The following is a 15,028-nucleotide window of genomic DNA, read 5'->3' as shown; positions in this document are numbered from 1 at the left end:
AAGGAGCCTGCTCCTTCGCCACAGCCTGCACCCGCCGTTACTTCTTCATCCCGACCCGTCGGCGCATCTCGGCGGTGATCGACTGTCGGGTTTTGCCCATCTGCGCCCAAGGCTCATCCCCCACTTCGGCCAGGCGTTCCTGCACGTTGTGCACCTTCCACTGATCAGCCCCTTTGAGCTTCGCCACCTCCTCGCGAAAGATCGGCACCGACACCGGCAAGCCCTCACGCGTGCGTACCGCATAGGCACAGATGGTCGTCGCCCCCAGGCCGTTGCGCAGGTAGTCGATGAAGATCCGCCCGACGCGGTTCTTCGGCCCCGACACCGCGGAAAAACGCTCCGGCAGCAAATTGGCCATGTGGCTGACAATGGCGTGGCTGAAGTCCTTGACCTCATCCCAACCAGCCTTGCGGGTCAGGGGCACGACGATATGAATACCTTTGCCGCCGCTGGTTTTCAGGAAGGCCGCGAGCCCCAATTCATCCAGAACCGACAGCACCAACTGAGTCGCTTCGACCATGCGTTTCCATGGCAGCGCTGGATCCGGATCGAGGTCGAGGACGAAGCGGTCAGGCTTGTCGAGCTTGTCCGAAGTAGCGTTCCAGGTGTGCAGTTCAACGGTGCTCATCTGCACCGCGCCTATCAGCGCTTCGGCGTTGTTGATGACCATCATGGGTTGCCCTGTGAGCTTCTGGTCGAGAGTCACAATGCCGGGGATCGCCAGGTGCTCGGCGTTTTTCTGGAAGAACAACTCGCCGCCGATTCCGTCCGGTGCGCGCACCAGGGCCACCGGGCGGTCCTTGAGTTCGGGCAGGAACCACTCGGCAACGCTGGCGTAATACTGCGCCAGTTGCAGCTTGGTGGTGCCGCTGGCGGCGTCGATGACCCGCTCGGGATGGGTGATGCGCACCTTGCCTTCATCCAGGCCGGTTTGTGAGGGCGCCACAGTGGTCGTCTTGCGCGAGGTCGTCGACTTCTCGGCAGCGCGTTTTGCAGGGGAGGATGTCTTCACGGTTTTCCCACGCTCCTCGGTGATGTCGCGGGCCGGCTTGTCATCGCGCAAGCCATGGAACACCGCGTGCCGCACCGAGCCCTCCTGGGTCATTTCGGCGAAGGCCACTTCGGCGAGCAATTTGGGTTTGAGCCAATGCACGTCCTTTGCCTCGAACCCGCTCGGCGGGTTGACCACCGCCGGCTTTTTCACCTGCAAGGGTTTGAGTTGCTCATGGATGCTGCGCAGGGTCGCCTCGTTGAACCCGGTGCCAACCTTGCCGGCGTAGCGCAACTCGCCACTGTCGCGATCATGCAGCCCCAGCAGAAGCGCACCGAAGGCATAACGTGAGCCTTTCGGGTCGGTGAAGCCGACGATGACGAATTCCTGTCGATGCTGGCATTTGAGCTTGATCCAGTCGCTGCTGCGCCGGGACACATAAGGCGTGCCCAGGCGTTTGCCGATCAACCCTTCCATGCGCATCTGGCAGGCACTGTTGAGCAGCGCGTTCGGTTCCTCGGCAAAGGACTCGGAAAAGCGCAGCAACGGCTCTTCATTGGATCGCAGAAGGGTCGCCAGCGCGGTGCGGCGCTCTTCGACCGGTACCTCGCGCAGGTCGACGCCATTTAGGTAGGGCATGTCGAACAGGTAATAGAGAATGTCGTCGCTGCGGTCGGCGTCGAAGGCGTTTTGCAGTGCCTGAAAGTCCGGCACACCCTCTTCGTCGGTGACCACCATTTCTCCGTCCAGCCAGGCCGATTCCAGTTTCAGCGCGGCCAGCGCCTGGGCCTGCCTGGGCAGTTTATGGGTCCAGTCGTGGCCGTTGCGGGTGATGAGTTTCACGTCGTCGTGATCGATGCGCGCCATGATCCGGTAGCCATCGAATTTGATTTCATAGCTCCATTGGCCTTCGGGCGCTCTTTCCACCAGGGTTGCCAGCTCAGGCTTGAGCGTGGCGGGCAGCCTGGCTTTACGCGCCCCTGTCAGCTTGGGTGACGCGGTTTTTACTGTCTTGGCGCTGGCTTTTCTGGCGGGTGCGGGCTTGTCCGCGGCTGTCTTCGGCGCGGTGACGATGCTGCGGTCGCTGAGCACGCTGTCCGGCTCGGCGACGAGGACGTCAAAGTCACCTTGTGGCCGCGCCGCGCCATCCTGATGCTTGATCAGGAACCACTGTTCCTGCTTGCCTGGCATGTGCGTGCGCACCAGGTTCCAAAGACCGGCGAGCTTCTCGCCCTGCAATTCGAACTTCAAGTGCCCCTTGGCATAACCCTTCTGCGCATCCCCCTCGGGAATCCACACGCCCCGATCCCAGACGATCACCTCACCGGCACCGTAATGCCCCTCGGGAATGCTGCCCTCGAAGGTCGCGTATTCCAGCGGATGGTCTTCGACATGGATCGCCAGGCGCTTGACCTTGGGGTCCAGGGACGGCCCTTTGGGCACGGCCCAGCTTTTCAGGGCGCCGTCGAGTTCCAGGCGGAAATCGTAATGCAGGTGCGAGGCGTCATGCTTCTGGATGCAGAACTGCAAGGCATGGGCCGAGGCGTTTTTTTTGTGCCTGCGTTTGCTCGCGGCGGGCTCGGAGGTCGCCGAAAAGTCACGCATGCGATTGTAGTCATCGAGGTTGCGGCCCATGGCTCACCTGCTGTCCGTGCCGACGCGTGGAATCCACACGCCTGTCACTCAGCAGAGCGAGCCTTGGGAGCAATAATTCCATCGGCCTTCGGTTTGCCCGGACCAACGGGCGCCGATGGATTCAGGCCGCGCCGCCCCTGGCTTGCTGCTCCAGGTGCAATTGCAGCTGCGGATCGAGTTGCAGGGCCGCCGCCAGCTCATCCAGATAGTCCCGTTCGGCACCTTCCTGGTTACCGATCACCATCACGCTGGCCAGGTACATCTCCGAAGCGATCGCCGGGTCGGTTGCCGACTGCGCGACATCGCTGGCATCCAGCGGTTTGGCCACCTCATCGTCGAGCCATTGCTGCAACTGCGGGTCATCGGTGTGCCGGCCGATTTCCGTGCTGATCATCTGCTGTTCGCTGTCGTCGATGCGCCCATCGGCCTTGGCCGCGGCAATCAAGGCGCGCAGGATTGCATGGCTGTGCTCGTCGGCTTCGGGGCCGGCCAACAGGTCGACGGTGCGCGGGGCCGCTTGCGGTGCCGACGCCTGGCTGCGCTGCCAGGTCTGATAGGCCTGGAACGCCATCATTCCCAATGAGGCTAACGCCGCGTAGTTGGTGCCGCCTGAGGAACGACCCTGCGGGGCGCCGCCCATCGCTGAACCGCCGCCTAACAGGCCGCCAAGCAGGCCGCCCAATCCGCCGCCGCCCGCACTGGCACTGGCGCCACCACCACCGAGCAGGCCGCCAAGCAAGCCGCCCAGATCGCCGAGACCGCCCTGCGCCGGTGCTGCGCCGCCCTGTTGTGTCATCGAGCCCTGCCCGGCCCGCAGTAATTGTTCAAGCAGATCGCTGGTGTTCATGACCATGTCCTCCTTTATAGAGGGTTATACGGTCAGGCAACGATAGTCCTCGCAGGTGAATGTGCCACCACCGTTGGGCCGACGCCGGGGTGATTGGGCGGCCATTCATGCCTTATCGCGGGTTTCTGCACGGTATTTTTTTGCAGCGCAGCTAAGATTCATAGGTGAACCTTACCCGCGAAAACCCGGTCGATAGCTGCAGACCGACCCGGTTCGCCGCCGCCCCGATGCGTGGGGGTGTTGACTGGCTGGCTTCATTTTCTGGAGAACGCCCCGTGATTTCGACTCTACACATCGCCAGGCTCAAAGCATGGGGCGCCCATGGCTTTACCGCCACAGGCGTGGTCACCGCTTTCCTCGCCACACTCTCCTTACTGGACAATCAACCGACCAACTGCCTGCTGTGGCTCGGCGTGGCCTTGATCGTCGACGGGCTGGACGGTGCACTGGCGCGCAAGGTCAATGTGCAATCGGTGCTGCCGAGTTTCGACGGCTCGATCCTCGACCTGGTCATCGATTACCTGACTTATGTGTTCATTCCGGCGCTGTTCATCTACCGCTATATCCCGTTGCCCGAATACACCCTGCTGCTCACGGTGTCGCTGATTCTGGTGTCGTCGCTGTTCTGTTTCTGCAACGTCAACATGAAAAGCAAGGACAACTACTTCCAGGGCTTCCCCGCCGCCTGGAACGTCGTTGCCCTGTGCCTGTACATCATCGCCCCGTCACCCTGGATCACCTTGCTCACGGTGATTGGCCTGGCGCTGCTGACCGTCACCCGTATGAAATTCCTGCACCCGTTCCGCGTGCGCCGCTTCATGCCGATCAACATTGCCGTGACTGCCATCTGGTTGCTGTGCAGCCTGTCGCTGGTGATCAACCATCCTGTGATCAATCCGCTGGTGATGGGCTTGTGGCTGTTGATGTCGGCTTACTTCCTGGGGATCTGCTTCTGGCGCACGGCGCTGGAGTGGTTTGAGGGGCACAAATAGGTCCGCCACACCGCAATTTCTGTGGGAGCGAGCTCGCTCCCACAGGGACACTCAACGCCTGGTGATGACTACCTCCAGGTACTCACCCGGTAGCACCAGCGACCGCTCTCCTGCCCTGTTCATCCTGTTCAGCAACTCGGTGAAATCCGCTTCCAGCGCTTTGGCCGCGTCCCCCGGCAGCGCGGCGAAAGCCTTGTGGACCGGGCCGTACCATTGGCGAAACACTTCGATGAAATGCGCCGCCGAGCGATAGCGAAAATTGAACGTGCGCCGGGTCACCTGCAGCAGGAACTCGCGCTCGTCGAAATACTCGTGCAGCCAGGCCTCGGTGCCCCACAAAGACGGTGGCTGCGCCCCCGGTGGCGGCGGCAGGTGGCGGCCGAGGGTCTTGAACATCTGGCCGACAAATCCTTCAGGCGTCCAGTTGGCCAAACCTATGCGGCCACCTGGCCGACAGACCCGCGCCAGTTCGGACGCGGCTTTGCCCTGGTCCGGCGCGAACATCACACCGAAGGTCGACAGCACCGCGTCAAAACTGCCGTCGGCGAATGGCAAGGCTTCGGCATCCGCTTCCTGGAAAGTCACGGCCAGGTGTTCGGCACGGGCGCGCTGTTCGCCACGCTCGAGCAAGGCACCGACGTAATCGGTGGAGGTGACGTGACAGCCACGACGGGCGGCGGCCAGGGTGGCGTTGCCGTTGCCGGCGGCGACATCCAGTACTTTTTCATCGCACAACAGATCACAGGCTTCGGCCAGTTGCTCGCCGACAATCTGCAAGGTGGTGCCGATCACGGCATAGTCGCCACTGGCCCAGGAAGCCATTTGACGGGTTTTCAGGGCAGTCAGATCAATGGGTGTACTCATCTGCACAGTCTCCGGGAGTGCAACGGTATCGAGTCCGCGAACGATTATTCCGCCGTCGTCGGATCGATGATGTTCATGACCTGGGAAATCCGGTTGGCGGGAAAACCGCTCTGCCGGGCGTGTTCCCTGATCTGCTCTTCGCTGGGCGAGATGTACACGCAATACAGCTTGTCCCCGGTGACGTAGCTTTGCAGCCACTGCACCTCCGGCAGATCACGCAGCGTCCGGCAGGATTTTTGCGACGCGGCTTTCAGGTCTCTTTCCGACATCGCTCCGGCGCCGGGTATCTCGCGTTCAATGACGAACTTGGGCATGGCAACCTCTCTTTGTTGTTATCGATGTCAGGACCGACAGTGGCCCTGTGGGCAAACTATCGCGCTGCCACGCGGTGGCGTCCTGTCCGATCGTCGCTCAACCCTGTCCGATCGTCCGGAGATTCCACGCTGCGCCGCCGAGCGCTCACAATCAGGGCTAAAACCACGGGAAATGCCTATGGATGCTCTGTCTCAGACCTTGCGCGTGGTGCACCTGGTCGGCGCGATCTTCATCAACGCGCGCTTCTCCGCGCCCTGGTGCTATCAATCGCCCCGTGCCGATACGGCGGCGCCCTTTCTCGAGCCCGGCGCCGAGCGCGTGGTGATTTTTCACCTGATCACCGAGGGCGAATGCTTCGTCGAACTGGGTGACCAGCCGCCCCTGCAATTGCGCGCCGGTGATGTCGTGGTCTTCCCCCAGGGCGACGCCCACCGCATGTGCTCCGCCCCCGGTTTGCCGCCGGCCAGCGGTGCACGACTCGACGCCGTGCTGGCGCGCCGTCCACGCCAGCTGAGTTACGGCGGCGGTGGCGCGGTGACGCGTCTGGTCTGCGGCTACCTGGCCTGTGAAACACGCCTGGCGGGCATGCTGCTCAAGGGCTTGCCGGCGGTGGTGCGAGTCAATGTGCGCGGCTCCAACGCCGGAGTCTGGCTGGAATCGTCGGTGCGTTATGCCCTGGCCGAGGCCCGTTCGCCGCGCCCGGGTGGCGCGAGCCTACTGGCCAGGCTGGCCGAGGTGTTGTTCATCGAGGTGCTGCGCCTGTACATGAACGAACAGAGCGATGGACGTACCGGCTGGCTGGCGGCGGTGCATGACCGGATCGTCGGCGCCGCGCTCAATGCCCTGCACCAGAAGCCCTGCCACGCCTGGACCCTGGATGAGCTGGCGCGCACCGCCGGCACGTCCCGCTCGGTGCTGGCCGAACGTTTCCAACTGTTGGTCGGCGTCTCGCCCATGCAGTACCTGACGCAGTGGCGCATGCTGCTGGCCGCCAACCTGCTGCGCAGTGGCAGCGGCACGTTGCTGCAGATCGCCGAGGAAGTCGGCTACCAGACCGATACCGCGTTCAGTCGCGCGTTTCGGCGCGAGTACGGCGCGCCGCCGGCGGCATGGCGGCGAAGCCAGGTGAGCGGTGGACACGGGACAACGGCGAGGCTGTCCTGAGAGGTGTTGCACGGGTTGCCGAACCGGCTGAATCCGCTACGCTCGCGCAGGTGCTCACATTTATCGGAAAGGACTCACCCCATGACGCTTCGCCTGGACTGGCTCACCGAACACATGCACCACAGCGACACCTTCGCCGCCTGGATCCACCGACAGTTTCACTATGAATACGCACAGCAGCCCTTGGCCGACTGGCAACGGGAATTCTCCGAGGGCCAGCGCAATGACGACTGGAAATGCCTGATCGCCCTGGATCACGATCACGATTTGCTGCTCGGTGGTGCGGCGCTGGCCAGGGCAGATCTGGCTCATCGACCCGATCTCGGCCCCTGGCTTGCCTGTGTGTTCGTCACACCTCAGGCCCGCGGTACCGGCCTGGCACAGCGACTGATCGAGGGGATTTGCGCCAAGGCCCGGGACAACGGTGTCAGCCGGATCTACCTGCACACCCAAGACCGCAGCGATTACTACGCCCAGCGCGGCTGGTCGGCGCTGGAGCGATTCCAGGCATGGGGCAAGGAGCAATGGCTCATGTCCCGTGAACTCTGAGCCATTGATCCTGCGGACTCAACCTGCAGCGGGGGCCTGGGTGCCGGCCTCCTTGAGCAGTTGTTGAATCATCTGCTCCTGCGCCTCGTAACTGCCTTCGCCAAAGTGGGTGTAGCGCACCTGCCCCTTGGCATCGATCAGGTAGTGCGCCGGCCAGTACTGGTTATCGAAGTTGCGCCAGATCGCGTAGTTGTTATCGATCGCCACCGGGTAGGTGATGCCGTATTCCTTCACCTTGGCCCTGACGTTGTCGAGGATGCGTTCAAAGCCGTACTCGGGCGTGTGCACGCCAATCACCACCAGGCCGTCCTTCGCATACTTCTTCGCCCAGTCCTTCACATACGGCAGCGTGTGCTTGCAGTTGATGCAGTCGAAGGTCCAGAAGTCCACCAGCACCACCTTGCCCTTGAGCGATTCATTGCTCAGGGCCGGCGAGTTGATCCACTCCACCGCACCGGACAGCGAAGGCATGGCGCCCTTTGCGTTGTCTGCGGCGTTGTCTGCCCTGACCTTGCTGACCAGGTAATCGACTACTTTCGGCACGCTTTCCAGCACGCCCTGCTCGACCTGGCCGACACCTTGCGAAGAGGTGTTGGCCAACAGCACGTCACTGGCTCCGGTGGCAATCGCAGCAGCACTGGCCAGCACCGCCACGCCAGCGCCACGGCGTAACCAGCCGGTGACCGGTATCGACGGTTTCAGGCGATTGACCAGACCGCGACCAGCGAAGATCAGCGTACCCAGGGACAAGGCACTGCCGGCGCCGTAGGCAACCAGCAACAGACTGGTGTCGGCGTTGGCGCCTTGCAACATGGCGCTGGTGAGAATCACGCCGAGGATCGGTCCGGCACAGGGCGCCCACAACAGGCCGGTGGCTACACCGATCATGATCGACGCCAGGGCGCCGGAGTTTTTTCGCGAGTTGGGGTCAAGCCGATTGCCCAGCAGCACGAACGGGCGTGCCAGCCAGTCACCGACTTGGGCGGAAATCAGCGACAGGGCGAACAGCACCATCACGATCAGCGCCACATGGCGTCCGGTGTTGCTGGCCTGAATCACCCAGGCACTGCTGACCACTGCCAGGCTGGAGACCAGGGCAAAGGTCAGGACCATGCCTGTCAGGGTAAGCAGTATCGCGGCACGCGAGCGGTTGGCCCCGGCGAACAGAAAAGGCACGACCGGCAGGATGCACGGGCTGAGGACGGTCAATATGCCGCCCAGGAAAGCGATGAGAAACATGGGGATCACCTTGGAAAAGTACAGGGGCGGCGGTTCACACAAATTTCTGTAGGAGCGAGCACGCTCGCGATGGAGGCAAGAACAACGCGGGCTGTCGGTAAAACCCCGTCATCACGACCATCGCGGGCATATTCACGCGGTCTGGTTGTCCAGATACTGGCCCTGCGGCGTGTGACTGGAACCGTTCTCGGCAAGGAAGCCGTGATCGCCCTTCTCGGCCACCGGCGTCATTTGAAAGCAGGTGCTGCTGCCACAGGCGCTTTGTTCGACAGAGGCATTGGCGTGGGCCGCCACACCGGCGACGGAAAAAGCGAAAGCGGTCAGATAGCGGGTAAGGTTGTTCATGGTGAAACTCCTGTTCAAAGGGATAGGCGATGGGTGTATTCAGTTTTGCGAAGTGCAGTTGTCGGAAAACTTGCGGTAATCCAGGACGTGGGATTGGTCCTGGGAGTCCAGGTAGGTCAGCCGGGCATTGACGACCCCGCAGGCAGGCTCGGCGTCCTCGCTCAGTGACACCACTTTGCGGATGTCCGGATGGCTGCCGTAGGTGTAGGTTTCGTGTGCCACATCGGCTTCGGCGCGGGCCGACAAGGTGCAGATGTTCAGCGCGGCAAACAGGCAGGCGGCGTAGATGGCTTTGGTGTTCATGGCACGGTCCTCAATGTGTGAAAGGTTCGAGCGAGGCGTCTGGGCTTGCCTCGATGGAACCTATTTGAAGCCCGCGAGGTATCGCGCATGTGTCGCAAATCGGCGGATGTAAATCGCTGCGTATCAACACCCGGCCGGGATACACAGCGATACAATCCTCCGGAAAAACCACGTTTTTGCGTCGCCCTGTATCCGTTGACCGGTTAGATACAGTGCAATACAAAGGGCAGCGGGCAAGCCGAACAAGGCCCGATAGACTGTGTGCATTCCCACTTGCAGAGGCTTGGCCACATGGAGCATGTCGATCACATTCTCATCGTTGACGATGACCGCGAGATCCGCGAACTGGTAGGCAATTACCTGAAGAAGAACGGCCTGCGCACCACGGTCGTCGCCGATGGCCGGCAGATGCGTGCGTTCCTCGAAACCACGCCGGTGGACTTGATAGTGCTGGACATCATGATGCCCGGGGACGATGGCCTGCTGCTGTGCCGTGAATTGCGCGCCGGCAAGCACAAGGCCACGCCTGTGCTGATGCTCACCGCGCGCAACGATGAAACTGACCGCATCATCGGCCTGGAAATGGGCGCCGACGATTACCTGGTCAAACCCTTCGCTGCCCGCGAGCTGCTCGCACGCATTAACGCGGTGCTGCGGCGCACGCGCATGCTGCCGCCCAACCTGGTGGTGACCGAAAGCGGTCGGTTGCTGGCCTTCGGTCGCTGGCGCCTGGACACCTCGGCCCGCCACCTGCTCGACACCGACGGCACCATGGTCGCCCTGAGCGGCGCGGAATATCGCTTGTTGCGGGTGTTCCTCGATCATCCGCAGCGGGTGCTCAACCGCGATCAACTGCTCAACCTGACCCAGGGCCGCGATGCCGACCTGTTCGACCGTTCCATCGACCTGCTGGTCAGCCGCCTGCGCCAGCGCCTGCTCGACGATGCCCGCGAGCCGGCCTACATCAAGACCGTGCGTAGCGAGGGCTACGTGTTTTCCCTGCCGGTGGAAATCCTCGGTGATTCGGTATGAGCTGGACCTTGCGCTGGCCACGCACCCTGGCCTCACGGCTGTCGCTGATCTTCCTGATCGGGCTGATTCTTGCCCAGGCCCTGTCCTTCGGCGCGCAGTACTACGAGCGCTACGAAACCTCGAAAAACACCATGCTCGGCAACCTCGAGACCGACGTCTCAACCTCCATCGCCATCCTCGACCGCCTGCCCGCCGAGGAACGGGCCAGCTGGCTGCAACAACTGGAACGGCACAACTACAGCTACCTGCTCAATGAAGGCTCGCCCGGCACGCCCATGGACACCTCGTTGCCCAACGCGCCCATCGCCATTGCCTCGATCAAGGACGCAATCGGGCATGACTATCCGATGACCTTCACCGACATTCCGGGGCCGAACAAACACTTCCAGGTGCACCTAAAGCTCGCCGATGGCAGTCCGCTGACCATCGACGTACGCCCCTCGATGGTGCCACTGTCGCCCTGGCTGCCGATCGTCCTGCTCGGGCAACTGGGCCTGATGATCGCCTGCACCTGGCTGGCCGTGCGCATCGCCATCCGTCCCCTCACCCGCCTCTCGGAAGCGGTCGACAACCTCGACCCCAACGCTCATCCGGTGCCCCTCGATGAAAAGGGCCCGACTGAAGTCGCCCACGCCGCCAAGGCCTTTAATTCGATGCAGGCGCGTATCGCCGCGTATCTCAAGGAACGCATGCAACTGCTGGCGGCGATTTCCCATGACCTGCAAACGCCGATCACCCGCATGAAACTGCGGGCCGAATTCATGGACGACTCCAGCGAGAAAGACAAACTCTGGAACGACCTCGGCGAAATGGAACACCTGGTGCGCGAAGGCGTGGCCTATGCCCGCAGCGTGCACGGTTCCACCGAGGAAAGCCGGCGCACCGACCTCGACTCGTTCCTCGACAGCCTGGTGTTCGATTATCAGGACATGGGCAAGGACGTGCAGTTGATCGGCAAGAGCGCCGCCGTCATCGACACCCGTCCCCACGCCTTGCGCCGGGTGCTGGTGAATCTGACGGACAACGCCCTGAAATTTGCCGGCGCAGCCGAGCTGTGGGTAGAAACCCGGGTGGATGGCAGCCTGTCCATCACCGTCATGGACCGTGGCCCGGGCATCGCCGACGACCTGCTCAAGCAGGTCATGGAGCCGTTCTATCGCGTGGAAAACTCGCGCAACCGCAGCACCGGCGGCACAGGTTTGGGCCTGGCGATTGCCCAGCAACTGGCGGTGGCCCTCGGTGGCGCGTTGACCCTGAGCAATCGCGAAGGCGGCGGCTTGTGTGCCGAGCTCAGATTGCCGCGGTAAAACTCAACCCACCCACTGCACCACCTCGACCCCCAAGGCGCGGTAATCCTCGACATTGCCGGAGGCCACATGCTGCTCGGTGATCAAGGTGTGCACCCGGTTGCAAGGCGCCACCACAAAAGGCTCCACCGCTCCGAGCTTGTCCGCCGTGGTCACTGCAATCACATGGGAGGCGCAATCGAGCATCGCCTGCTTCACCGGCACTTCCTCGAAATGCAGTGAGCTCAAGCCCACCTGCGGGTGAATCGCGCAAACCCCGGTGAACAGCAGATCGGCCTTGATACCGGCCAACAAACGCAAGGTTTCATGGCCGCTGGCGGACATCGTCGCCGGGTTCAGTTGCCCGCCGGCCAGGATCACCTTGATGCCCTTGTATTCGGACAGCGTGATCGCGGTCATGGGCGATGCAGTGATCGCGGTGATGGCGATGTCCACCGGCAACGAGCGCGCGATCTGCAAAGTCGTGGTACCGGAGTCGAACACCACGATCTGCCCGTCCTGCACCCGCTGCGCGGCGAGTTGCGCCAGTTGCATCTTCACTTCATCGGTTTCGCTGATGCGGGTGAAGTAATCCTTGCCGGTGTCTTTCGGTCGTGGCAGCGCACCGCCATGCACCCGTTGCACCAGGCCGGCGCTCGCCAGTTCCGCCAGATCGCGGCGAATGGTGTCTTCGGATACCGCGAAGTGCTGGCTCAACTCCGAGGCCATGACCTTGCCGTCACGCTCGAGTATCAAGAGGATTTTTTGCCGACGCAGGTGGGGCAGTTCGGCGGCGGAATGTTGGTCGTGCATGTTTTTGCTCGTTTGTGCATGAAATTGCGTGTTTAAACCAGATTAGCCAAAGCCCCGGTTAAACACAACGACCAGCGAAGTATCATTTCTTTCGATCTTTCACATCATTACATCGAATTTTTTATTTGCAGGGGACCTGTTCAGAATCGCGCCATCACTCATGTTTCGGATGGACACCTCATGAACCTCAACTTTGCTTTCGCCTGCATGATCGTCGTTTCTTTCGCGATAGCGCTGGTCCACAGCTGATACAAATGCGTCGTTACAGCCCTTTTTGTTGACGTCTGTCAGCCTTTCCTTAAACAGCCCGGGAAAAGCCTGACAGATCGAAAAAATGCTCTATAACCAGTGGTGACACGATTTCCGATCAGGGTAACGGGAAGGCTCCCTCGGCGATCGATCTCTGAAAAACGCTGCGGACAAATGAATGCCCGCCTGGAGACACCACGATGAAACCCTTGAAAATAGCTGCCAGCGAAGGCACCACTGCAACCTTCAAGAATGCTCGGGAGGTGGTAGCGCTCAACAATACCGACTTCACCAACGTCGCCGTGGCGGTGGTGTCGGTCAACGATGTAATGGCTGGTGCCCTCGATGCCATTCAACGCACCGGTTTCGACATTCCGATTTTCCTCGTGGCCTCCCCGGATTCCGACACCCATCCACGGGAAGTCTACAAACACCTGACTGACGTCCTGCTGCAAGTGAACGGGATTTTCGATCTGGCGCGGACCAACGTCGAATACCACGGCAACCAGCTGGAAACCGCAGCCCGGGCTTATGAAGCATCGCTGCTGCCACCCTTCTTCGACTCCCTGCGAAAATACACCGAATCGGCCAACGCCACCTTCGCCTGCCCCGGTCACCAGGGCGGCCAGTTCTTCCGCAAACACCCGGCGGGCCGGCAGTTTTTCGACTTCTTCGGCGAGACGCTGTTTCGCGCCGACATGTGCAACGCCGACGTCAAACTCGGTGACTTGCTGATTCACGAAGGCCCGGCACTGTTGGCGCAAAAACACGCGGCCAAGGTGTTCAACGCCGACAAGACCTACTTCGTGCTCAACGGCACCTCGGCCTCGAACAAGGTGGTGACCAACGCCCTGCTCACCCCCGGCGACCTGGTGCTGTTCGACCGCAACAACCACAAGTCCAACCACCAGGGCGCGTTGCTGCAAGCCGGCGCGACGCCGGTCTACCTGGAAACCGCACGCAACCCCTACGGTTTCATCGGCGGTATCGATTCCCACTGTTTCGAAGAAGAGTACCTGCGCGAACTGATTGCCGAAGTGGCGCCGGACAAGGCGCAGGAAGCCCGGCCATTCCGCCTGGCGATCATCCAGTTGGGCACCTACGACGGCACCGTGTACAACGCCCGGCAAGTGGTCGACCGCATCGGCAAGCTCTGCGACTACATCCTGTTCGACTCGGCGTGGGTCGGTTATGAGCAGTTCATTCCGATGATGAAGGACTGCTCGCCGCTGTTGCTGGAACTCGATGAAAACGATCCGGGCATCTTCGTCACCCAATCGGTGCACAAGCAGCAGGCCGGTTTCTCCCAGGCGTCCCAGGTGCACAAGAAGGACCGCCACATCAAGGGCCAGGCCCGTTACTGCAACCACCATCGCCTGAACAACGCGTTCATGGCCCAGGCTTCCACCAGTCCGTTCTACCCGCTGTTTGCTTCGCTGGACGTCAACGCGCGGATTCATTCCGGCCGCAGTGGCCTGCGCCTGTGGGAAGACTGCGTGAAGTTCGGCATCGAGGCGCGCAAGCTGATCCTCGAAGCCTGCACCCTGGTGCGGCCGTTCGTGCCGAGAACCATTGAAGGCCGTGCCTGGGAAGACTACCCGACCGAAGAAATCGCCAACGACATCCGCTTCTTCGAATTCCATCCGAAGGATCGCTGGCACGCCTTCGGCGGATATGCCGAGAAGCAATATTTCATCGACCCGTGCAAGCTGCTGTTCACCACGCCGGGGATCGACCCGATCGATGGCAGCTACACCGACTTCGGTATCCATGCCGGGATTCTCGCCAACTTCCTGCGCGAGAACGGCATCGTGCCGGAGAAATGCGACCTCAACTCGATCCTGTTCCTGCTCACCCCGGCCGAAGACTGGGCGAAGATGACTCACCTGGCGGCGCAGATTGCCCGCTTCGAGCGCTTCATCAGTGACGATGCGCCGATGAGTCGCGTGCTGCCGACGATCTACGCCAACAACGAGGCGCGCTATCGCAACTACACCATCCGCCAGCTCTGCCAGGAAATGCACGACCTCTACCGCACCCACAACGTGCAGCAACTGCAGAAAGAGATGTTCCGCAAGGAACACTTCCCGACCAAGGCAATGAACCCGCAACAGGCGCAGATCGAATACATCCGTGGCAACGTCGAACTGATACCGCTGGCCGAGGCCGACGGCCGCATCGCTGCCGAAGGTGCACTGCCTTATCCACCGGGTGTGCTCTGCGTGGTGCCGGGGGAAATCTGGGGCGGCGCGGTGCTCAAGTACTTCCTCGCGCTGGAAGAAGGCATCAACTCCCTGCCGGGCTTCACGCCGGAGCTGCAAGGGGTTTACCTGAAGCAGGAAGAAAACGGCCGTACACGGGCCTATGGCTATGTAATCAAGGCATGAAAAAAGGCCGCAGGAGC

At 61.7% G+C, this 15,028-nt stretch carries 14 protein-coding genes; 6 read left to right on the top strand and 8 right to left on the bottom strand.

Features of this window, described 5'->3' with window-relative positions:
* Window positions 1-37: 37 nt before the first annotated feature.
* Window positions 38-2,626 (bottom strand): DNA ligase D, encoded by a 2,589-nt coding sequence (gene ligD / locus EIY72_RS11600; protein ID WP_093223062.1) that lies wholly within the window; start codon window positions 2,624-2,626, stop codon window positions 38-40.
* A 121-nt stretch (window positions 2,627-2,747) separates the two neighbouring features.
* Window positions 2,748-3,473 (bottom strand): tellurite resistance TerB family protein, encoded by a 726-nt coding sequence (locus EIY72_RS11595; protein ID WP_093223064.1) that lies wholly within the window; start codon window positions 3,471-3,473, stop codon window positions 2,748-2,750.
* A 275-nt stretch (window positions 3,474-3,748) separates the two neighbouring features.
* Between EIY72_RS11595 and pcsA the strand changes: the two genes are divergently transcribed.
* The gene (pcsA, locus tag EIY72_RS11590) at window positions 3,749-4,465 is read left to right on the top strand and encodes a phosphatidylcholine synthase (RefSeq protein ID WP_093223066.1); all 717 of its coding nucleotides are present in this window, start codon (window positions 3,749-3,751) and stop codon (window positions 4,463-4,465) included.
* 51 nt (window positions 4,466-4,516) lie between these two features.
* Here pcsA and EIY72_RS11585 read toward each other — a convergent pair whose 3' ends face one another.
* Both EIY72_RS11585 and EIY72_RS11580 read right to left on the bottom strand, forming a co-directional pair.
* Window positions 4,517-5,329, bottom strand: coding sequence for a class I SAM-dependent methyltransferase (locus tag EIY72_RS11585; RefSeq protein ID WP_093223068.1), 813 nt, complete (start codon window positions 5,327-5,329; stop codon window positions 4,517-4,519).
* Between the two features lie 44 nt (window positions 5,330-5,373).
* A complete protein-coding gene (locus tag EIY72_RS11580; RefSeq protein WP_093223070.1) occupies window positions 5,374-5,643 on the bottom strand; it encodes a DUF4242 domain-containing protein in 270 nt (89 codons plus the stop codon).
* A 178-nt stretch (window positions 5,644-5,821) separates the two neighbouring features.
* On the opposite strand from EIY72_RS11580, the gene EIY72_RS11575 reads away from it, so the two are divergent.
* Both EIY72_RS11575 and EIY72_RS11570 read left to right on the top strand, forming a co-directional pair.
* Window positions 5,822-6,808, top strand: coding sequence for an AraC family transcriptional regulator (locus tag EIY72_RS11575; RefSeq protein WP_093223073.1), 987 nt, complete (start codon window positions 5,822-5,824; stop codon window positions 6,806-6,808).
* A gap of 81 nt (window positions 6,809-6,889) precedes the next feature.
* Window positions 6,890-7,357: a GNAT family N-acetyltransferase gene (locus EIY72_RS11570; protein WP_093223075.1), complete on the top strand. Its 468-nt coding sequence runs from the start codon at window positions 6,890-6,892 to the stop codon at window positions 7,355-7,357.
* Between the two features lie 18 nt (window positions 7,358-7,375).
* Here the strand turns inward: EIY72_RS11570 and EIY72_RS11565 are convergent, their stop codons facing one another.
* The 3 genes from EIY72_RS11565 to EIY72_RS11555 all read right to left on the bottom strand — a co-directional run bounded on the left by EIY72_RS11565 (window position 7,376) and on the right by EIY72_RS11555 (window position 9,244).
* Window positions 7,376-8,596, bottom strand: a complete 1,221-nt coding sequence (locus EIY72_RS11565; protein WP_093223077.1) for a cytochrome c biogenesis protein DipZ — start codon at window positions 8,594-8,596, stop codon at window positions 7,376-7,378.
* A gap of 132 nt (window positions 8,597-8,728) precedes the next feature.
* A complete protein-coding gene (locus tag EIY72_RS11560) occupies window positions 8,729-8,941 on the bottom strand; it encodes a hypothetical protein (protein ID WP_093223079.1) in 213 nt (70 codons plus the stop codon).
* Window positions 8,942-8,980: 39 nt separating this feature from the next.
* Complete coding sequence (locus EIY72_RS11555; protein WP_093223082.1) at window positions 8,981-9,244, bottom strand: DUF2790 domain-containing protein; 264 nt, start codon at window positions 9,242-9,244, stop codon at window positions 8,981-8,983.
* Between the two features lie 291 nt (window positions 9,245-9,535).
* Between EIY72_RS11555 and EIY72_RS11550 the strand changes: the two genes are divergently transcribed.
* Entirely contained in the window at window positions 9,536-10,276 is a 741-nt protein-coding gene (locus tag EIY72_RS11550; protein ID WP_093223085.1) for a response regulator, read from the top strand.
* Window positions 10,273-11,583, top strand: coding sequence for an ATP-binding protein (locus tag EIY72_RS11545; RefSeq protein WP_093223088.1), 1,311 nt, complete (start codon window positions 10,273-10,275; stop codon window positions 11,581-11,583). Before EIY72_RS11550 ends, EIY72_RS11545 begins: the two co-directional genes overlap by 4 nt.
* A 3-nt stretch (window positions 11,584-11,586) precedes the next feature.
* Here EIY72_RS11545 and EIY72_RS11540 read toward each other — a convergent pair whose 3' ends face one another.
* The gene (locus tag EIY72_RS11540; RefSeq protein WP_093223090.1) at window positions 11,587-12,375 is read right to left on the bottom strand and encodes a DeoR/GlpR family DNA-binding transcription regulator; all 789 of its coding nucleotides are present in this window, start codon (window positions 12,373-12,375) and stop codon (window positions 11,587-11,589) included.
* A gap of 449 nt (window positions 12,376-12,824) precedes the next feature.
* On the opposite strand from EIY72_RS11540, the gene speF reads away from it, so the two are divergent.
* Window positions 12,825-15,011, top strand: a complete 2,187-nt coding sequence (gene speF / locus EIY72_RS11535) for an ornithine decarboxylase SpeF (RefSeq protein WP_093223092.1) — start codon at window positions 12,825-12,827, stop codon at window positions 15,009-15,011.
* Window positions 15,012-15,028: the final 17 nt, after the last annotated feature.

It is taken from the genome of Pseudomonas vancouverensis (assembly GCF_004348895.1).
GTDB classification, from domain to species: domain Bacteria; phylum Pseudomonadota; class Gammaproteobacteria; order Pseudomonadales; family Pseudomonadaceae; genus Aquipseudomonas; species Aquipseudomonas vancouverensis.
This window is presented reverse-complemented; position numbering and strand designations above follow the sequence as displayed.